The following is a 19679-nucleotide window of genomic DNA, read 5'->3' on the forward strand; positions in this document are numbered from 1 at the left end:
ATGGCTGAACAAACTCATTGGTATTTAGCGCCAGTTCAGCATCCTGATTTGGATGCAAAATTGCAGGCTGAGCAACGTCAATTACAACTGACCAAACCGACAGGTGCATTGGGTGATTTAGAACAGATTGCAATGACCTTGGCAAGTTTACAGAGTACGGTTTTTCCAAAAATCAATAAACCGTGGATTAGCATTTTTGCAGGTGATCATGGCGTGGTAGAAGAAAATATTTCGGCGTATCCGCAAACTGTAACCCGCCAAATGCTGCAAAATTTTGCATCAGGTGGCGCAGCGATCAGTGTGATTGCCAAGCATCATCAGGCTCATTTACAGGTGATTGATTGTGGAACTGTTGGTGATGCTTATGAGTATGCAGGCGTTGAACGCCACTGTATTCGTGCAGGTACAGCAAACTTTGCCAAACAGGCTGCAATGACTGAACAAGAGTGTCAGGCTGCATTACAATTGGGTAAAAACAGCGTAGACCTAGCGAAATCGAAAGGGGCTGATATTTTTATTGCAGGTGAGATGGGTATAGGCAATACCTGTTCAGCTTCGGCACTTGCCTGTTTACTGCTAGATGAATCAGCGCAACAGCTTACAGGTGTTGGCACAGGGATTAATCATGAACAATTACAACACAAGATTCAAGTTATTGATCAGACAGTGAAATTACATAAAAATGATGTGACCAATAATCCTTTAAAAATTTTAGCAGCGGTCGGTGGACTGGAAATTGCCGCCATGACAGGAGCATATCTGCGTTGCACACAAATGGGGTTGCCAATCGTTGTTGATGGTTTTATTAGCTCGGTTGCTGCCTTATGTGCGGTTCGTATTCAGCCACAGGCCAGAGAATGGATGTTATTTGGTCATCAATCGGCTGAATATGGTCATCAACGTATTTTAAAAGAACTGAATGCCCAAGCAATTTTAAACATAAACCTGCGTTTAGGTGAAGGCAGTGGTGCAGGCGCAGCATTATCCATGCTTCAACTTGCCTGTGCGTTGCATAATCAAATGGCAACCTTTGCAGAAGCGGTGGTTTCAGGTGATAAAGTTGGCTAAGTTACGGCTGGACTTGTTGCGTCATGGTGAGACAACTTTAGGTCATACCTTGCGTGGCTGGGTAGATGACGAACTGACAGAACAGGGCTGGTCACAAATGCAGGCGACCGTTCAACATCATCTTAATCAAAAGAATTGGGATGTAGTTGTTAGTTCACCCTTACAGCGTTGCCGATTATTTGCCGAAAAATTATCAAATGATTTACAGCGACCCTTATTTATAAATGAATATCTCAAGGAAATGTATTTCGGTGATTGGGAGGGCATTTCAACTCAAACCATCTATGAAAGATTACCTGAGTTATTGGCAAATTTCTGGCAATTTCCAACCCAATATCATGCGCCAAACGGGGAATCTTTAGTCGAGTTTCATCAACGTGTCTTCAATGGTTTTCAGCAGATTGCCGAATATATGCGGCAACATCAATATCATTCTGCATTGGTAGTCACACATGGCGGTGTGATTAAACTATTAAGTTGTTTGGCACAACAACAATGTTTGGATGATCTGCTCAAAATGTCTGCTGAACCTGGGCAATTACATTCCTTTAGGTTGTCTTATCAACCAGCACAATTAGCTTTTGAAAGGGTGGAGTAATGTTGCCATTTTTGATTGCCCTGCAATTTCTCACCATTGTTCCTGTGCAATTAAAGCAAATCCCCACGGCAAGGCAAAATGCACAATCCTTATTATTTTATCCTGTAATTGGTTTATTGATTGGGTTGATTTTATTTGGATTATCTGTTGCTCTGATCAAGTTACCCGCCATTCTGTTAGCCAGTATAGTCTTGGTCATCTGGATTTGGCTTACTGGTGGGCTACATTTGGATGGTCTTGCCGATACCGCAGATGCATGGGTAGGCGGTTTTGGAGATCGAGAACGTACCTTAAAGATTATGAAAGACCCAGCATCTGGTCCAATTGGTGTGCTCAGCCTCATCATAGTGTGCTTGTTAAAATTTGCAGCGCTTTATGTGTTAATTGAACAGCATTTGAATGTATTTTTGATTCTGGTTCCTATGCTTGGACGTAATGTCGCCTTATTTTTGTTTTTAACCACAACCTATGTCAGAGATAAAGGTTTGGGACGCTCAATGACGGATTTTCTTCCCAAAGCTATTTCATGGATAGTATTTGTCATTACATTATCATTGCTTTATCTATTCAAATGGTATGGCTTAGTCGTACTAATTAGCTTTTTACTGTTACTTTTTTATTTGCGTTCACTATTTATCAAAAGAATTGGTGGAATTACAGGCGATACCATTGGCGCAGGTATTGAATTAAGCGAAATGAATGTACTCATTGCATTTGTGGTTGCTTATTTTTATATTGCTTAAAATATAAAAAGACGGGTTGAGAGTGTGAAAACGTTTCCATATTCTCGTTTACAAAAGGCATTACTGGCGGTTGGTTCATTTTCATGTTTAGGCCTGAACTCAGGAGTAGAAACCGATGTTGTTAAAAACGATGCCTTATTATTTATTTAACATAATATACATTATGCGAAATAAAAACCAAATATTTTTCCATCTTAATTTTTAGGATAATTTGCATGATGCTCTGGATCATTTAGGTATCACTGTAAACGATCAGACTTTTTCGCTTCAATAACTTCAGCCCTTAGTTTGTAGAAATCTCTCTATAAAATTTTGGTGTAACACTTGTCCATTTTTTAAAAGCGCGTGAAAAATGTGAAATGTCTGCATAACCTAAACGTTCTGAAATTTCTTTAATTGATAACTGGTTTTCTCTTAAAAGATTTTCTGCTTACTGCCTGCAAAAATAATTCTTTGAAAAGATGTTTACTCATTCGTGAGCTGGCGCTGCAAGGTCCTTTCTGATGTATGTGGTTTTTACGCTACCTGTTTTGATGAATTGCAACATTTAAAATGTCTTGTTCTAGAAAACTTTGATGAAAAAATGCAACTATTAAATTAGACCTCTTGCGAAAGTCGTTATTGCAAGTTCATCCGGTTTACCAGTGCGGCAATTAAGTTAATGCGCAAACCGAATCTTTTCCGTCTATTTCGATAGCGTTCACTGAGTATTCTAAATCTTTTCAATTGACTATTAATGTGTTCGATCACAACTCGTATTTTTTCAATCATTTTATTGTACTTTTTCTCAACTTTAAATAATGGAAATTTTTTCTTTTTTTTGATTGGCATCAACAATTTAAAGCCATCTTGCTCTAATCCGTAATACCCTAAATCGGTCATAACATATTCACAATGTTTGAATTTCTTAACTGTTTTTCTTGCCAATTTAATATCATGCTGACTGCAAGAAGATATATCTACTCCTATGATTTGTTTGCTCTTCGGATGATAGATCACTTGGGCTTTTAGCGTATGTTTCTTCTTTTTACCACTGTAGAACTTACTCTGATTTTTTTTTGGGACGTTCTATTGAACATTCTGTAGCATCAATAATGACCCAGTTAAATTGTTCGTCTGCTGTTGTAATGCTTCGTTTTGGCAGGGTAAAACGCCTTGATTTCATTAATGCATCTTCAACCTTTTTAATGGTTCGATTCACATTACTTTCAGCGATATGGTAATTTGCAGCCAATTCCAATTGAGTGCTGTAATTCCGTAAGTAATTGAGTGTTAATAATAATTGATCCTTTATAGCTAAAGTATGAGGACGCCCAGATTTCTTTTTAAGTGATTCTGCTTCTTTTAAAACTTCGACCATTTCACTAAAAACTGGTCGAGGTACGCCAACCAAGCGCTTGAATTCAGAATCTGAAAAACGGTTTAATTTCTGATATTTCATGGAATCTATATTGAGGCAGTTTTTACTTTCGCAAGAGGTCTATTGATCAAAATATAAAAACCAGACAGCTATTTAGTATTAACTAAATAGCTGTCTTATGGATTTTAATTTTTATGCTGCAACTTATAGCACTCATCAAGAGCAAGCTCATAATAGGCCAATCCTTCTTTGGCAGCTAAAAAAGCCTTTCTCTGCAAAACTGGATCTTTGTCACACAGTCGCTTGATCAGTTCCATAGCCTCATAAGGATGTAGGTCATCATAATGTGCATGTGCTCTTAACCAGGCAAGTGATCGTTTATTAATATTGACTTCTGGATGTTGGGTGTAGGTTTGAATTCCCTTATACACCTGTATAGTCCAGTCCCCTGTTGCCCAATTATATTTCCACTTCAGATAATGTTATTTCTGAAGCACTATAATTTTGTTGTTGAATTTATTGACATCCTCCCCGACCTAAAGGACGGGGATTCCTCCTGCGAGACGCTCATGTCCGAGCGCAAGAATATTCAGTGCGGAATTTACATCCCGATCATGGAGCGTACCGCACTCCATACACTGCCATTCTCTTACTCCTAAGCCTGCTCTACCTTTCGGACTACTACAGCGTGAGCCACAGCACGAACAAGTTTGGGTGGTATAGGCCTCATTGACTTCTTCATACCATGCCCCTGCGTTCTCGCATTTATACTTGAGCATGGTTCTTAGTGTTGTCCAACTTGCATCTAATACAGACTTAGCTAATTTAGTCCGTGCTAGTGCTTTGGCATTCACATTGCCAATGAAGATTGCTGCATGTTCATTCACCAGTTTATGACTGAATTGATGCAACATGTTTTGACGTATATTTTTAATCTTGGCGTGAATCGCTTTGACGCGCTTTTTATTTCTCGCACGTTGAGCTATGCCAAGTTTTTGTTCATATTGCCGATAGATTTTAGGGGCTTTGAGCTTTACTCCATCTGAACAAGTGGCTAAATCCTTTAAACCCAAGTCTATGCCAATTGAGGTTTTAGCGCTGGTTTTCTCTGTTTTAATTGAATCAACTACAAGACAGACATACCAACGCCCACGACTATCCTCTACAAACGAGCCTGTTTTAACATTGTATTTGCTTAGTCCGTAGCTGTCCCATAGTTTGAATTGATGCTTGCCGTATTGAACATAGCCATCAGCATATTTGATTGCTACTTTCTTGAACGGTATCCAGCCCAATGAACGCCTAGCTGATTTTTTATTGCTGACTCGCCATTTTAATTTTGCTTTTTTGAATTGCTTTCTGCGTGTAATGAGTTCTTCTGTTATGGCTTGAATGGTTTGACTATGCAAATTGCATTCTTTCGATGTGCCTTTTGTGTATTTGGCAATGTCGTATGCTGAAAAGAATTGTTGTTTTCGTTGTAGATGTTTAAAACACAAATCATTCACGTAATTCCAGACAAAATTCACCTCAGATGCCATCTGATTTAGCACCTTGCAATGTTTGTCTTTTATGCGTAATTTAAGTGTTTTCATACTTAAAATATATTTGGTCTATGAGTAATAGTCAAGAGATTAGAACAGGTCGCCACTGTGTTTTTAATATGCACGTTCATTTAGTCTTTGTGGCTAAATATCGGCGTGATGTTTTTACTAAAGCAATGCTTGAAACGATGCGTGAAGTATTTGAGCGTGTATGCTTGGACTTTGAAGCTGAGTTGGTAGAGTTTGACGGTGAACATGACCATGTACATTTGCTCGTCAATTATCCACCTAAAGTCGCTATTTCTAGTTTGGTAAATAGCTTGAAAGGTGCATCTAGTCGAATTTTACGAACCAAACACCCTGAAATTAAAAGCAAATTATGGGGTAATGCCTTATGGTCGCCTAGTTATTTCGCTGCATCATGCGGAGGTGCACCTATTGGGATTATTAAGCAGTATATTCAACAACAGCAAACACCGCATTAATGGCTTACGCCAGTCGCTTATATCCTCGGGCTAAACCCCGAGGTTTTACGCTCCAATGGATAATACTTAAAAAGTTTTAAAGATATATTTAAAATACTATTAAAGCCACACATATGATTCATTCTATGTGTGGCCTAATTATAAGCTTATATTAAATTAAGGTTCGATTGGCTGAAATGGTGAAATCACATCTGCGTTCTGTGCGCGATGGCGTAGGAAATGATCCATTAACACAATCGCCAGCATGGCTTCGGCAATTGGCGTGGCACGCACACCCACACATGGGTCATGACGACCTTTGGTTAACACATCCGTATTTTCCCGCTCAATTGTAATGGTTTTTCCTGGGGTGGTAATACTTGCAGTTGGTTTTAAGGCAATCGCAACACGAATGGTTTGACCACTTGAAATCCCCCCTAAAATGCCGCCAGCATGATTGGCGAGGAAACCATCTGTGGTCAGTTCATCACGGGTTTCGTGACCAAACTGCCCTGCAACAGCAAAGCCATCACCGATTTCGACACCTTTAACGGCATTAATGCTCATCATGGCATGGGCAATATCAGCATCCAGACGATCAAAAACAGGTTCACCCCAGCCCACTGGTACTTTTTCAGCAAGAATTTCCAGTTTTGCACCACAACTGGTTCCTTGTTCACGTAATGAGGTTACAAGCTGTTCAAAACGCGGCACTGCATCAACATCCCCACAGAAAAATGGGTTGTTCGGTACTTCCAACCAATCCAGCTTCTCAGCAACTTCATTACCAATTTGTGTGACATGGCCGCGAATATCAATACCAAATTTTTCAGCAAGATATTTCTTGGCAATTGCACCAGCGGCAACTCGCATTGCCGTTTCACGCGCACTTGAACGGCCACCACCACGATAGTCACGGAAGCCATATTTCTGTGTATAGGTATAATCAGCATGTCCAGGGCGGAATGTCTGCGCGATATTACCGTAGTCTTTAGATTTCTGATCTGTATTGCGAATCAACAGGCCAATTGGTGTGCCTGTAGTTCTACCCTCAAAAACACCTGAAATAATTTCAACCTGATCAGGTTCTTTACGCTGGGTCGCAAACTTTGAGGTTCCTGGTTTACGGCGATCCAGGTCCTTTTGTAAATCATCTTCGCATAGTTCCAAACCTGGTGGTACACCGTCAACAATCGCCATTAATCCAACACCGTGCGACTCGCCACAGGTGGTTACCCGAAAAAGCTGACCAATACTGTTCCCTGCCATTTTTAGCCCCTTAATTTTGAATGGATTGCTGGAATAGATCTTTATAACGACGGCATTGTTCAGCAGTTAATGCAAAAATACCAGAACCACCTTTCTGGAAAGTTAACCAGTGGAAATCAACCGTGTTGAAGTTTTGACGCATTGCCCATTCAGAGTTGCCCACTTCAATCACAATCAGGCCATCCTCTGTAAGATAGTCAGCCGCCTGAGCCAGCATTTTACGAACAAGGTCCAAACCATCCTGACCCGCAGCCAAGGCTAACTCAGGTTCATGCAGGAATTCATCAGGTAAGTCCGCCATATCTTCTGCATCGACATAAGGAGGATTGCTCACGATAAGATCATATTGATTTTCAGCAGGAATTTTTGCAAATACATCAGATTCAAGCAATGCAATTTGATATTGCTTGTTATGATGCTCTACATTGATTGAAGCGACTTCGAGAGCTTCTTTGGAAATATCGGTTGCATCCACTTCCGAGTCTGGGAAAGCATAAGCCAAGGCCACAGCAATACATCCCGAACCTGTACACATATCCAGAATACGTTGCGGCGTTTTTGCTGCTGGATTCTCAGGTAAATTATTCAAGGCTTCACGCATCTGCCCATTTTCATCCAGACAATATGGCGCAAAACGTTGTTCAATCACCTCTGCAATTGGTGAACGTGGAATCAGTACACGCTCATCCACATAAAAAGGTTTATTAAAGAAATATGCAAGATTCAATAAATATGAGGTCGGAACACGCTCATTAATACGGCGTTCCAATAAACTTAAAAATTCAGCTTTTTCACTTGGTAAAAGTTTAGCATCTAGAATCTCTGCATCAGCAGACCATTCCAGTGACAATGTTTGCAAAACCAGAGCTGAACTTTCTGCAAAATAATCTTCTGTACCTTGCCCTAAATGTGCATCGTATTGGCGTAATGCGCTCACCCCAAAACGGATAAAATCCCGAATTGTTGATAAATGCTCAGACGCTTCTTGTAAATGTTCAGGGGGAATGGTTGGTCGATCCACGTAGGTCTCCACAGGCAAAGGAAGATTGCAAAACGGCTTATTCTATCGTGTTTTTCAACTATTTTTTAATGTTTCATCATTAATCCACTGAAAACAAAAAATAGATCAATTGGATTGATTAAATACTATTCAATATTTTGATTTAATGCTTTAATGTACACACTATGTGTACATACATTGGAGGCTATGATGAGCACATCAATTACATCTCGTGTATTTATGAATGGCAATAGTCAAGCCGTTCGTATTCCACAAGAATTTCGTTTAAATACCAAGCGGGTAGAAATTTTTTTGAATCAGAATGGAGATTTGGTCATTCATCCTATTGCAGATTTAAATGAAAATCGAGGTGAAGCATTATGGCAAGCCTTAAATGAATTTGATGATGACTTTGTTGAGGCTCTAGAAAAAAATCGTTTAGAGGATAACCAAGTACAAGAGCGTGATGCTTTATGAAATATATGCTGGATACCAATATTCTGATCTATTTCATGAAGAATAAACCCCTGAGTGTGATTGAACGAGTCAATCAACTCTCACAGGATGATGAATTGTGTATGTCATTTATCAGTTATGCGGAATTATTAAAAGGAGCCTACGGCAGTCAGCGAAAGACTGTTGTTTTAAAACAGCTTGAAAACCTGATTCTGCGAATCCCTGTCCTTTATAGTACTCAACAACAACTTTGTGAGTACTATGCTCATCATGCACTATTACTCAAACAAGCTGGAACACCGATTGGTAATAATGATTTATGGATTGCAAGTCATGCACTTGCCGAAAAATGTATTTTGGTGAGCAACAATTGTAAGGAATTTAATCGCATTACAGATTTAACACTGGAAAACTGGGCTGATCCAACATGAATCAGCCTTATGAAGTTTAACGAGATAAATATTTGGTCATATCTTCAATGCCTTTTAGTGTCATTGGATACATATGATTTTCAAAAATTTCTTTGATCCAGTTAATGGTCTGGGTGTAATGCCAGTAACCTTCCATTTCAGGATTTAACCAAGCGGTTTTGTCAAAATGCTGACGTAAACGTCTAAGCCATACTTCGCCCGACTCATCATTCATATATTCAACTGAACCACCTGCCGACTTGAGTTCGTATGGTGCCATACTGGCATCACCCACCACAATCACACGGTAATCACGTCCATAGGTATGGAATAGATCCCATGTATTCATGCGTGTTGAACTACGGCGATGGTTGTCTTTCCATACATAGTCATAAAGACAGTTATGGAAGTAGAAATATTCCAGCGTTTTGAATTCTGATTTTGCGGCGCTAAACAACTTCTCACATTCAGCGATATAAGCATCCATTGAACCGCCCACATCAAACAGCATCAGCACTTTAATGCGGTTACGGCGCTCAGGCACGAGTTGTACATCCAGAATACCCTGTTTGGCCGTTTCACGGATGGTACCATCGACATCGAGTTCTTCGGCTGCACCCTGACGGGCAAACTTACGTAAACGACGCAACGCAATTTGCATCTGGCGTGTTCCCAATACCTGATCGCCATCAAGATTCTGGTATTTGCGCTGTTCCCACACCTTTACCGCTGAACGTTTACGCCCTGGCCCACCGATGCGAACACCTTCTGGATGATCACCAAAAGCACCAAAAGGTGAAGTTCCACCTGTACCAATCATACGATTGCCACCCTGATGTTTTTTATGCTGTTCCCGCAAGCGTTCTTCCAGCATTTTCATCAGTTCTTCAAGCGAACCTGCTTTGAGTAGTTCTGCACGTTGTTCAGGAGTGAGATGTTTCTCCAATAGCTCAAGATCAAACCAGTCTTTTGGCAATTTGTGAACTTGTTTAAGTAATTCATCAAGATCAAAAGTTTCGATGCCATCAAAATAGTCTTTCATGGCACGGTCAAACTTGTCAAAGAAACGCTCATCCTTGACCAAAATGGTTTTAGCCAATTGATAGAATTCTTCCTGATCTGCAAAAACCAGACCTGATGCCACCGCCTGATTGAGATCAATCAGCTCACGAGTTGTTACAGGTACACCATATTTGCGCAAGGTGTAAAACAATCGTACAAACATTGGTAAACACTCTTAGCGGCGTGACATAAATGCTAAACGTTCAAGCAGTTGCACATCTTGTTCATTCTTGATTAACGCGCCATACAACGGCGGAATCGCTTTTGACTTATCGTGATTACGCAACACATCCTCAGGCATATCATCTGCCATGAGTAGGCTTAACCAGTCGATCAATTCAGAGGTTGATGGGGGTTTCTTCAAGTTTGGAATTTCACGTAACTTAAAGAACACCTGTAGGGCTTCACTGACCAAAGTATTTGCGATATTCGGGAAATGAACCGCGATGATGTCACGCATGGTGGCTTCATCTGGGAACTCAATATAGTGGAAGAAACAACGGCGTAAAAACGCGTCTGGAAGTTCTTTCTCATTATTTGAGGTGATGATCACAATTGGACGTTGGGTCGCAGTAATGGTCTCACCTGTTTCATAGACATAGAACGACATTTTATCGAGTTCATGTAACAAGTCATTTGGAAACTCAATATCAGCCTTGTCAATTTCATCAATCAGCAATACACAACGTTCTTCGCTGGTAAAGGCTTCCCATAATTTACCTGGTTTAATATAGTTCTTGATGTCATAAACACGATCATCACCCAACTGACTGTCACGTAAACGTGAAACAGCGTCATATTCATACAGGCCTTGCTGGGCTTTGGTGGTTGACTTGATATGCCAGGTAATCAGCTTTAAACCCAGACTTTCAGCCACCTGTTCTGCAAGCAAGGTTTTACCTGTGCCTGGCTCACCTTTGACCAAAAGTGGTTTTTGCAAAGCACGCGCAGCTTTTACTGCCAGTTTAAGGCTTTCAGTTGCAATATATTGATCTGTACCAGTGAAGTGTTGAGTATCAGCAGACATTTAAACAACCTTATTTTTCTATCTTTACTTTAGTGTGAATATTTAAGCGGAACGTACAGTTTTATTTGCGGAATACTTTGACCAGCAAAATCCAACCAGTAGACCTACACCAATGACAAACAGGATTAATGACAGGTTTGACCAGATTAAAATATGCTCTTTGGTCAATATACCAAAAATCAGGCCAAAGACTGCTGGTGCTAATGCCGAATTAGGGCCCTCGGAAATCGTAGGCGTTGCCAGAATGGCAAATACAATAATCCATAGGATTGCACCGACTGGATTGGGTAAACGCGACATCAGGCGATACCAGCACCATAATGCAATGAGTGTTCCTGTCACATAAACAATGATCGCAACATTCTCTTCAGGGAATTGATCCAGCACTGACAGGATGTTGGACCAGATCGCTGTTAAAGTTTCAAGCACCGCGCAAACCCTCTGGTTCCACCGCATTTGGATTAATTAATCCCTCAGGCGGCATCTGGATAAAAAATCCCTTGGTGTGTAGTGAGTCCAAAACATGAAGAACGTTCACACGGGCAAGCTTGCGCTCACTGTGCAGCTCCAGATGCATGACAAAAGTCGCCTTGCCAAATGCTTGCAACACGGCTTCAGGAATACCATCAAACAGATTTTCTGGTTCCTTGTCATCAGGATAGTTTGGACGAGCAATATACATATACATTTCGTCTTTTTTGCTCGATCTATAAATATCGCAGTGCATGTTTACTCACAACTCTTATCAATCAAAAACAGCATACATGAAAAAAATAACAGGTACATCAAGGAATGTTAACGCAGCAGTCGTGTTTTGTTTACTGGGAAATCTTCATCTGTGTGCCCAAATATTCAATATCCTGCCGCAACAGTTCAATCAATGGTCTGGTTAAGATTTCATAACGCCAGCCCAATAAATAGTTGGGTAAATCCTGCTCATCCAGATGAAAAACCACATGCTCATAAATCGCGTTCAGCCATTTTTTTCGCAGCAAAACTTCTTTGGGAACGGCTGTTTCAAGAACCACACGCTCTATTAAAATCTCTATTTGTGGTGCCACTTCCTTAGAATTACTTTTTACAGGCCGAGCCATTCTTAATGGCCACTCATTTTCAGGTGGCAAAAACTTCAATAAATCTAAAATGGTTTTACCATGTTCACGCACAATATTCGGACGTATGCCTTTCACCTGAGCAAGCTGGAAATTATTACGTGGATTTTTCTCCACCAAATCAATCATGGTGGCATTTTTAAGGATAAAACTGCGTGGTTGATTGAGTGCCTTGGTGATTTGTTCGCGCCAGATGCTAAGTTGCTGTAACTGCATTAGCTCCCTGCGTGAATGGCGGTAATTACCAATATCGGTATAAAGCGCTGCAAGTGGCGTTTCCAGTGCAATTTCTTTGGTGAGATTTTGGCAATCCTCCAATACATATTGATAGAGACCTTTCACTTTTAGGTCATTCTTCAATGCATCAGCAAGTTTGGTTAAATAAAGAACATCATTGGCTGCATAGCTCATTTGCTCCTGAGTGAGCGGTCGAGCCAACCAGTCTGAACGTGTCTGGTCTTTCTCTATATCAATATTCAAACGAGTTTTTAAGGCATTCTGGTAACTGACTTGTAGGCCATGTCCCAAAAAAGCCATTGCCACTTGAGTATCAAAGACATTGCCAAGTGGTTTCTGGTCTGCATAGTGATAGATCAGGTCAATATCTTCCCCACAGGCATGGAAAATGTTCTGTTGTGCATCAAATATTTTTTGCCAGAACTTTACCAAATCCAGTGCAGTTCCATCCAACAAGGAAACCTGGCCATTTAAATTGATTTGGCACACCCCAAGTTTTGGATATAAGGTATCAACCTTAATAAACTCAGTATCTAGTGCATAGATGGAACATTGTTCCATTTGAGTAAGGAGAACAGCTAAATCTTGTTGCTGCTGGATAAACTGAAACATATTTGCTCAAGTAAAATAATAAAGAACCATTAGCAATGGCACTGCCAAATTGCAGTCATTGCTCAAGCGAAATCAAATACAAAAATAAATTTAATCAGTGTTCCACATGCAATACATGATATTACTCCTTTTTCCTTATCATCAAAAAAACGAAAATCCTTTTCGCCTGTCCATAGTGCCACAAATTACAGCAAATATATCAACGATAATGTTAGACAAAATGTAAAACTTAATTATTTGTTTAAATTAACAGCTTGACATCCTCCCCGACCTAAAGGACGGGGATTCCTACTGCTAGATGGCAATGTCCTGCCACGAAACAGATACTATAGTTCTCTGCTTCTTATTCCAATGTAGTCCTACCTTTCGGATTGCAAAGAGTGCACGGATTACAATGGGGAAAACTGTTTTTTTTCGTGTTGTATCAGTCTGCTGACTAAAAATATACAACGTAATTATCATAGCACATGGATTACTAGATTCAAATGTTTTTAGCAATCCTAGCCAATCCCCACAAGGGGGACTAGCGGATTGCAGCCTTATATCCTCGGGCTAAACCCCGAGGTTTTACGGCTATTCGGATAAATTTAAAGTAGATAAAATAATAATGGATAAACATCCTATTTCATCTTCATGCGGTTGTGTACAGCCTGACTGAGCGTATGACTATCCACATATTCAAGTTCACCACCCTGAGGTACACCTTGAGCAATTCGAGTCATGTGAATTGGCAAATGTTTAGTTGCCTCAACCAGATAATGCGCCGTTGCCTGCCCCTCAACTGTCGCATTGGTGGCAAGAATCACCTCTTCAATTTTCCCCTCACTTAGGCGTTGAACCAGATAGGGAATTCCAATTTCCTCAGGGCCTATCCCATCCAACGGTGACAAATGCCCACCGAGTACATGGTACTTGCCACGAAAACTGCCGCTTTGTTCAATTGCCATTACATCCGCAGGTGATTCAACCACACAGAGAAGTTGTTCATCCCGTTCCACAGAGGCACAAATGTCACAAATTTCGTTTTCAGTTAAGGAATGACAAATGCGGCACTCATGGATATGGCTTGATGCCTCATGTAAGGCGTGTGATAAAGCAAATGCACCCTCACGGTTTTTCATCAGCAAATGCAATGCCATACGTTGTGCTGATTTTGGACCAACACTGGGTAATATACGTAATGCCTGAACCAATTGTTCAAATCGTTCACTAAACACAAATAGACTCGATTGTTTTACAAAAGCTTCTCCAGCCTTTTATAAAAGGGCTGGAGATTTTCTTGAATTATAATAAACCAGATAAACCTGGTGGCAAGCCCATACCTGAGTTGGCACCTTGAAGCTTTTCTTCAGAAATGACTTCGGCCTGACGTACCGCATCATTGATTGCAGCAGCGATCAAGTCTTCGATCATGTCCGCTTCGTCCTGTAACAGCTCTGGACTAATTTCGATACGCTTTACAACATTGCGGCAGGTCATGGTCACTTTAACCAAACCACCACCCGCTTCAGCGTGAACTTCGGTTTTTGCAAGCTCTTCTTTGGCTTTTTTAATATTGGATTCCATATCCTTTTGCATGCGCTGGGCTTGCTGCATGAGCATATTGATATTCATAAGTCTCTCTCTTAAATCAAATCTAAACCGCGTGATAAGTCACGAATAATATCATTAATATCTTCCAAGCCAACAGATACACGGATCAATCCTTCTTCAATCCCTGCGGCTTGTTTGGCTTCGGCAGACATTCTACCATGCGAGGTGGTTGCTGGATGGGTAATTGTTGATTTTACATCGCCCAGATTACTGGTAATCGATAGGAAACGCGTGTTGTCAATCACCGTCCATGCGCCTTGACGCTCACCTCTTACAACAAATGAAACCACACCACCAAAACCTTTTTGCTGTTTTTTAGCAAGCTCGTGCCCAGGATGGTCAGGCAAACCTGCGTAATACACTTTTTCAACCTTGTCATGTTGATGCAACCATTCAGCCAGTTTTTGTGCATTTTCACAGTGCGCTTTCATACGGATACTGAGCGTTTCCAAGCCTTTTAGAAAAATCCATGCATTGAATGGACTCATTGAATTACCAAGGGTACGCACAACGCCGTTAATTTCTTCAACCAAATCGTTCTTACCAACAACTGCACCACCTAAAGCCCGTCCCTGACCATCAATATATTTAGTTGCTGAATAAAGAACCAAATCGGCACCAAACTTAATCGGCTGCTGTAACACAGGTGTACAGAAACAGTTATCCACTGCAAATAAAGCACCATGCGCGTGGGCAATATTTGCAATTGCTTGCATATCGCCCACCTGAGCCAGTGGGTTGGACGGCGTTTCAATAAACAATAGTCGTGTATTTGGACGAATTGCCTGTTCCCATCCCTCAAGATCACCCAAATCAACAAAAGTCACTTCAACAGCAAATTTTGCAACGTACTTTTCAAATAAGGCAATGATTGAACCAAAAACGGCGCGTGAACAAATCACATGATCGCCCGCTTTTAAATACGCCATACACATGGCATGTACTGCTGCCATCCCTGAACTGGTTGCTACCGCACGCTCTGCGCCATCCAGAACAGCCAAACGTTTTTCAAAAGCCTGTACGGTTGGATTGGTATAACGTGAATAGGTATTACCTGCAATTTGCCCAGAGAATTTTGCAGCGGCATCAGCTGCACTTTCGCAAACAAACGATGAGGTTAAAAAGATAGGTTCACTATGTTCGCCCTCAAAGGTGCGATCATGCCCTGTGCGAATTGCCAGAGTGTCGAGTTGATATTCTAAATCATCGCTTGGATTCATGGTTTTGTATGCCTTATGATCATCATGCTTCAATATGCCAACATTTTGAGCGTCCAGGGTATTTAAGGTCAAGGCGTAAGATGAAATTATCGCTTAGACTTCGTGCAATCTTGACTCATGATGAGACTTTCAAAGATGAAATCGCTTGTGGAACAACAAAAAATAAACTTTAAACATTTAGCCATGCGTGTATTTGACACAGATCGGCTGGTGCTGTCTCAATCAACCGCCTATCAAGTGATTGCCGAGTTTAAACAAACCCGTGTTCGTTTTTATGCCTCAGAAAACAAACGTTATAAAGAGCCACTGGTCTTTGTTGCGCCGCTTGCGATTAATATGGATATTTATGACCTATATCCTTATCGCTCTTTGGTCAAACATTTCCAGGACAGTGGTTTTGATGTGTACCTGATTGACTGGGGCAAACTCACTTATAAAAACTATCAGGTTAATTTCTTGTCATTTATTGATAAGTTTATTCCACGCTGTATTGAAGCGATTCAAAAACATTCTAAATCTGAAAAAATTTCTCTACATGGCTGGAGTATGGCTGGCATTTTTGTCACACTTTACACAGCCCGCCATCCATCCAATCCAGTTAAAAATCTGGTCGTACTCGGTAGCCCAATTGACAGTTATGCTTCAGGCTATATTGGCAAACTATACAAAACACTGGCATATATTACGACGCGTAACCCAACCATTAAAGATTATGCCTATAACCGTTTGCCAAAGCTGATGATTCATTCACCAGGCTTCCTAAACTCTTTAGGGTTTAAACTACTTGATCCAAAAGGCTGGATTGATGGCAATATCCAATTACTCAAAAATCTGGATAATCTCAAGCTGGTTCAGGAAAATGCCACACTGAGCCATTTCCTGAATAACATGATTGACTATCCAGGTGGTATCAATCAGGACATGCTGTTTAATGTATGGCTACAAAATCCATTGAAGCATGGTGCAATCAAACTCAAGAATGAGACGATTGAACTGAAGAATATCAATTGTTCGCTCTTGGTTGGTGCGGGTAAAAGTGATCAACTGGTGACTTCCGATGCCGCTTTTCCACTGACCCAGTTGACAAGCAGTCAGGATGTCACCTTTACTTTAATCCCTGGCGGACACTTAGGTTTAATGTCCAGTCAAAACAGTTCTATTGAGTTCTGGCCAACACTGACCAACTGGTTGGCCGAACGATCAACTCCTATCAAAAGGTAAACTATGAGTCAATCTGTTGCATTTATCGGTTTAGGCGCTATGGGCTATCGTATGGCAGCCCATCTACCAAAGCATTTCGAGGAAGTTTATGTCTGGAATCGAAACTTTAGTAAAGCTGAACAACATGCAACAGAATATGGAACTATAGCGGTTGAACTGGCTCAGGCAGTACAGGCAGATATTATCTTTTCATGCCTGCCAACAAGTGCAGATGTTGAAGCCTTGATTGATGGTGTGAATATTAAATCAGGTGCAATCTGGATTGACTGTACCAGTGGTGTGCCCGAGACAGCTCGCCGTCTGGCCGAAAAGCTAAAAGTACAGAACGTCGATTTTCTCGATGCACCTGTGAGTGGACAAACCATCGGTGCAGAAAATGCGACTTTAACCGTAATGGTAGGTGGCGATGTTAGTGCTTTTGAGCGTGCTTATTCTGCGATGGCAGCCGTTGGAAAATTGATTCAGCATGTTGGTGATTCAGGTGCAGGCTTTGCAGTAAAAGCCATCAACAATATGTTGCTTGCCGTCAATTTATGGTCAGTTGCCGAGGGATTTACCACATTAAAGGCACATGGTGTCAATCTGGACGCGGCACTCAACTGTATTAATGCTTCCAGTGGCAAAAGTCTAGTCACCGAAAATATTTTTCCTCAACGCGTACTGAGTCGTGAGTTTCCCTGCACCTTTGCCTTGCCTTTATTGGCAAAAGATACAGGAATTGCGCTAGATTTAGTACATAACGCGAAACTTCCAGCGCCTATACTTGCCCTGACCCAAAGCTTGATTCAGGCTGCAAGTTTAACTGCCGAAGCGAATAGTGATTTCTCCGCAGCAGTTAAACTGTATGAATCATGGAGTAAAATTACACTGGAATAGAATTACCATTTAAAAACAATATTTTATATCTAATTAAGATACCAGTCTAAAAAAGCCCGCTTAATAAAGCGGGTCTTGTTTATTCCTCAATTTCTATTGGATCACCATCTTTTGGGCGAATATGCCGTTCACCATCATCGGCTGGGTCAACACTGGAACCATCTTGGGTAATGCTGTTGTATAACTCATCCTCTTTCTTATCATCTATAAATTCCTCATCTTCAAAATCCAGAGGTTCATCATCATCTTGAAAATTTAAAGGCTTATTCTGATCTATCATGTTGTTTTATTCCTTAATCAAGCTATGTCACTTCATGCTTAAATAATTGCCAGACAGATTCAACAGTGAACAGTCATCATTTTTGTAATTATTTGAATGAGTCTATTAATAAATTAAGCAGTCTGGACGCTTCTTCCTCATTACTCTGGTTTACCACGTATGAACCATGACCGCTTGCTGCGGTAACTGTATCAATCGTTATCTTTACATTGCCATCTGGTGAAGTAAAAGTAGAAACCGCCACAATGTGCTGAGTATTCAAATAATTTTCAGAATCAATTTTGACTAACATACTTATCTCCTTAATTATTGGAGAAATATATATCACAAGCATATGTAACGCTTCGTGAGAGCACTGTCATGCATTTGTTTCTCATTTGCCTGTTACGTCTATAAAGTCCCAATACCGATTTCCGAACATTGATTTCTTCTTCAGTAAAAGGCAGATGCAAAACCAACTCTGCAATCGTCAGTGTATTCATCCCATTGATAAATGATCTTGGTCTGGCATAAGATCAAGTTGAAAAAGCTTATTAGATATTCAAATACACTATTGAATTTTCATTAATACGCCTTATATTAGTACTAACGTTGCGACCAAAGCATGTAGAATATTTCTATTCCACAAGACTTTTGGTTTATACCTTTTAAATTAGAGGATCACCTCATGAAGAAGTTTACAGTTGCGGTTTTTGCTGGATTAATAACTCTTACAGGGTTTAGTGTTCAAGCCGCAGCCCCAGAACAAGACTGTAAAAAGTTGCAGGATGACTATAACCTCATTTATGCGTCTAAGGGTTTCTGTTTCAAGGATGCAGATGCTAAAGCCAAGTACGGCAATGAAAACTGCCATACCACCAAACCAAAGTTTTCTGACAAAGAGCAACAACGTCTCGATGAGATTAAAGCTCGCCAAAAAGAGCTAAACTGTAAATAGAAACTGATTATTAGATTTTGTCCTCTCCTTTTAGCCTTTAGGAGAGGAAACTTGAATTATTCATATTAAGGGACTCATCATGGCCTACGATGACCAAAATATTTTTGCCCGAATTCTTCGTGGCGAATTGCCCGCGATTAAAATTTATGAAGATGATCAGGTTCTTGCCTTTATGGATATCATGCCTCAGGCAGAGGGTCACACTTTAGTGATTCCAAAGACTCCCGCAGTGACATTGTTAGACCTACCTGCCGATGCAGCCGCCTACACCATCCAGATCGTTCAAAAGATTGCCCGTGCGATTGAGTCTGCATTGGATGTTAAGGGTATTGTACTCATGCAACTTTCTGGCGAAGCTGCGGGTCAAACTGTGCCACATGTGCACTTTCATTTGATTCCAAGCTCAATTCATCATCTAGGTCGTCATGCGGCTCAAATGGGTGATCAGGAGAAGATTAAGGCGCTTGCTGAAAAGATTAAGGCAGCCCTGTAACTGATAATTTTTTCGTAAACGGAGTTGTTACTCCGTTTTTTTATTTGATAACTATTTAATAATCAATAACAAATAGAATTATTACCAAATATAAACT

The 19679-nt window shown here is 40.6% G+C and carries 25 protein-coding genes and 2 pseudogenes; 11 read left to right on the plus strand and 16 right to left on the minus strand.

What is annotated here, in order from left to right:
• From cobT to F973_RS15555, 4 genes are read left to right on the plus strand one after another with little or no spacing between them, the layout of a single operon-like run.
• Positions 1–1068 carry a nicotinate-nucleotide--dimethylbenzimidazole phosphoribosyltransferase gene (gene cobT / locus F973_RS03580; RefSeq protein ID WP_004760043.1) on the plus strand — a complete coding sequence of 356 codons (1068 nt, stop codon included), beginning with the start codon at positions 1–3 and terminating at the stop codon, positions 1066–1068.
• Positions 1061–1666, plus strand: coding sequence for a histidine phosphatase family protein (locus F973_RS03585; RefSeq protein WP_004760044.1), 606 nt, complete (start codon positions 1061–1063; stop codon positions 1664–1666). Before cobT ends, F973_RS03585 begins: the two co-directional genes overlap by 8 nt.
• Complete coding sequence (locus F973_RS03590; RefSeq protein ID WP_004760045.1) at positions 1666–2409, plus strand: adenosylcobinamide-GDP ribazoletransferase; 744 nt, start codon at positions 1666–1668, stop codon at positions 2407–2409. Before F973_RS03585 ends, F973_RS03590 begins: the two co-directional genes overlap by 1 nt.
• 24 nt (positions 2410–2433) lie before the next feature.
• Positions 2434–2559, plus strand: a complete 126-nt coding sequence (locus F973_RS15555; RefSeq protein ID WP_265596393.1) for a hypothetical protein — start codon at positions 2434–2436, stop codon at positions 2557–2559.
• Between the two features lie 133 nt (positions 2560–2692).
• Here the strand turns inward: F973_RS15555 and F973_RS14435 are convergent.
• The 4 genes and pseudogenes from F973_RS14435 to F973_RS03615 form a co-directional block, all read right to left on the minus strand.
• A pseudogene (locus tag F973_RS14435) lies at positions 2693–2925 on the minus strand (helix-turn-helix transcriptional regulator); the annotation flags it as partial.
• Positions 2926–3027: 102 nt separating this feature from the next.
• Positions 3028–3850 (minus strand): IS5 family transposase gene (locus F973_RS14440; RefSeq protein WP_155756450.1). Its coding sequence is split into 2 segments (ribosomal slippage): positions 3028–3471 and positions 3473–3850, totalling 822 coding nucleotides; the frame shifts between segments, so codons are not numbered across the junction.
• Between the two features lie 104 nt (positions 3851–3954).
• Positions 3955–4227: pseudogene (locus tag F973_RS03610) on the minus strand (iron-containing redox enzyme family protein); the annotation flags it as partial.
• 78 nt (positions 4228–4305) lie between these two features.
• Complete coding sequence (locus F973_RS03615; protein ID WP_034432147.1) at positions 4306–5364, minus strand: RNA-guided endonuclease InsQ/TnpB family protein; 1059 nt, start codon at positions 5362–5364, stop codon at positions 4306–4308.
• A 20-nt stretch (positions 5365–5384) separates the two neighbouring features.
• On the opposite strand from F973_RS03615, the gene tnpA reads away from it, so the two are divergent.
• Positions 5385–5798: an IS200/IS605 family transposase gene (gene tnpA / locus F973_RS03620; RefSeq protein WP_004760050.1), complete on the plus strand. Its 414-nt coding sequence runs from the start codon at positions 5385–5387 to the stop codon at positions 5796–5798.
• Positions 5799–5954: 156 nt separating this feature from the next.
• On the opposite strand, the gene aroC is transcribed toward tnpA, so the two are convergent.
• Complete coding sequence (aroC, locus tag F973_RS03625; protein ID WP_004760051.1) at positions 5955–7046, minus strand: chorismate synthase; 1092 nt, start codon at positions 7044–7046, stop codon at positions 5955–5957.
• A gap of 10 nt (positions 7047–7056) precedes the next feature.
• Complete coding sequence (gene prmB / locus F973_RS03630) at positions 7057–8067, minus strand: 50S ribosomal protein L3 N(5)-glutamine methyltransferase (RefSeq protein WP_004760053.1); 1011 nt, start codon at positions 8065–8067, stop codon at positions 7057–7059.
• Between the two features lie 189 nt (positions 8068–8256).
• Here prmB and F973_RS03635 point away from each other — a divergent pair, with 189 nt between their 5' ends.
• Together F973_RS03635 and F973_RS03640 are read left to right on the plus strand one after the other, a co-directional pair.
• Positions 8257–8523, plus strand: coding sequence for an antitoxin (locus F973_RS03635; RefSeq protein ID WP_004681968.1), 267 nt, complete (start codon positions 8257–8259; stop codon positions 8521–8523).
• The gene (locus F973_RS03640; protein ID WP_004681970.1) at positions 8520–8933 is read left to right on the plus strand and encodes a type II toxin-antitoxin system VapC family toxin; all 414 of its coding nucleotides are present in this window, start codon (positions 8520–8522) and stop codon (positions 8931–8933) included. Before F973_RS03635 ends, F973_RS03640 begins: the two co-directional genes overlap by 4 nt.
• Before the next feature lie 16 nt (positions 8934–8949).
• Here the strand turns inward: F973_RS03640 and F973_RS03645 are convergent, their stop codons facing one another.
• The 8 genes from F973_RS03645 to F973_RS03680 all read right to left on the minus strand — a co-directional run bounded on the left by F973_RS03645 (position 8950) and on the right by F973_RS03680 (position 15775).
• On the minus strand, positions 8950–10137 hold the full coding sequence (locus tag F973_RS03645; protein ID WP_004760054.1) for a vWA domain-containing protein: 1188 nt from the start codon (positions 10135–10137) through the stop codon (positions 8950–8952).
• A 12-nt stretch (positions 10138–10149) separates the two neighbouring features.
• Positions 10150–11001 (minus strand): AAA family ATPase, encoded by an 852-nt coding sequence (locus F973_RS03650; RefSeq protein WP_004760057.1) that lies wholly within the window; start codon positions 10999–11001, stop codon positions 10150–10152.
• A 42-nt stretch (positions 11002–11043) separates the two neighbouring features.
• The gene (locus F973_RS03655; protein ID WP_004760058.1) at positions 11044–11430 is read right to left on the minus strand and encodes a hypothetical protein; all 387 of its coding nucleotides are present in this window, start codon (positions 11428–11430) and stop codon (positions 11044–11046) included.
• Positions 11423–11728, minus strand: a complete 306-nt coding sequence (locus F973_RS03660) for a YcgL domain-containing protein (protein WP_004677446.1) — start codon at positions 11726–11728, stop codon at positions 11423–11425. The genes F973_RS03655 and F973_RS03660 overlap by 8 nt, the downstream gene beginning before the upstream one ends.
• A 91-nt stretch (positions 11729–11819) precedes the next feature.
• The gene (locus F973_RS03665; RefSeq protein WP_004760060.1) at positions 11820–12962 is read right to left on the minus strand and encodes a ribonuclease D; all 1143 of its coding nucleotides are present in this window, start codon (positions 12960–12962) and stop codon (positions 11820–11822) included.
• A 620-nt stretch (positions 12963–13582) separates the two neighbouring features.
• A complete protein-coding gene (recR, locus tag F973_RS03670) occupies positions 13583–14179 on the minus strand; it encodes a recombination mediator RecR (protein ID WP_004677443.1) in 597 nt (198 codons plus the stop codon).
• A gap of 67 nt (positions 14180–14246) precedes the next feature.
• Positions 14247–14576: a YbaB/EbfC family nucleoid-associated protein gene (locus F973_RS03675; RefSeq protein ID WP_004760061.1), complete on the minus strand. Its 330-nt coding sequence runs from the start codon at positions 14574–14576 to the stop codon at positions 14247–14249.
• Positions 14577–14587: 11 nt separating this feature from the next.
• Positions 14588–15775: an O-succinylhomoserine sulfhydrylase gene (locus F973_RS03680; protein WP_004760062.1), complete on the minus strand. Its 1188-nt coding sequence runs from the start codon at positions 15773–15775 to the stop codon at positions 14588–14590.
• 135 nt (positions 15776–15910) lie between these two features.
• On the opposite strand from F973_RS03680, the gene F973_RS03685 reads away from it, so the two are divergent.
• Entirely contained in the window at positions 15911–16996 is a 1086-nt protein-coding gene (locus F973_RS03685) for an alpha/beta fold hydrolase (protein WP_004760064.1), read from the plus strand.
• A gap of 3 nt (positions 16997–16999) precedes the next feature.
• Positions 17000–17872, plus strand: a complete 873-nt coding sequence (locus tag F973_RS03690; protein WP_004760066.1) for an NAD(P)-dependent oxidoreductase — start codon at positions 17000–17002, stop codon at positions 17870–17872.
• A gap of 79 nt (positions 17873–17951) precedes the next feature.
• On the opposite strand, the gene F973_RS03695 is transcribed toward F973_RS03690, so the two are convergent.
• Positions 17952–18152, minus strand: coding sequence for a hypothetical protein (locus F973_RS03695; protein WP_004760068.1), 201 nt, complete (start codon positions 18150–18152; stop codon positions 17952–17954).
• An 88-nt stretch (positions 18153–18240) separates the two neighbouring features.
• Positions 18241–18444 carry a hypothetical protein gene (locus tag F973_RS03700; protein ID WP_004677436.1) on the minus strand — a complete coding sequence of 68 codons (204 nt, stop codon included), beginning with the start codon at positions 18442–18444 and terminating at the stop codon, positions 18241–18243.
• A gap of 375 nt (positions 18445–18819) precedes the next feature.
• Between F973_RS03700 and F973_RS03705 the strand changes: the two genes are divergently transcribed.
• Positions 18820–19089, plus strand: coding sequence for a YARHG domain-containing protein (locus F973_RS03705; RefSeq protein WP_004758066.1), 270 nt, complete (start codon positions 18820–18822; stop codon positions 19087–19089).
• 79 nt (positions 19090–19168) lie between these two features.
• A complete protein-coding gene (locus tag F973_RS03710; RefSeq protein WP_004677434.1) occupies positions 19169–19582 on the plus strand; it encodes an HIT family protein in 414 nt (137 codons plus the stop codon).
• Positions 19583–19679: the final 97 nt, after the last annotated feature.

The organism is Acinetobacter sp. CIP 102129 (assembly GCF_000368305.1).
Taxonomy (GTDB): Bacteria; Pseudomonadota; Gammaproteobacteria; order Pseudomonadales; family Moraxellaceae; genus Acinetobacter; species Acinetobacter parvus.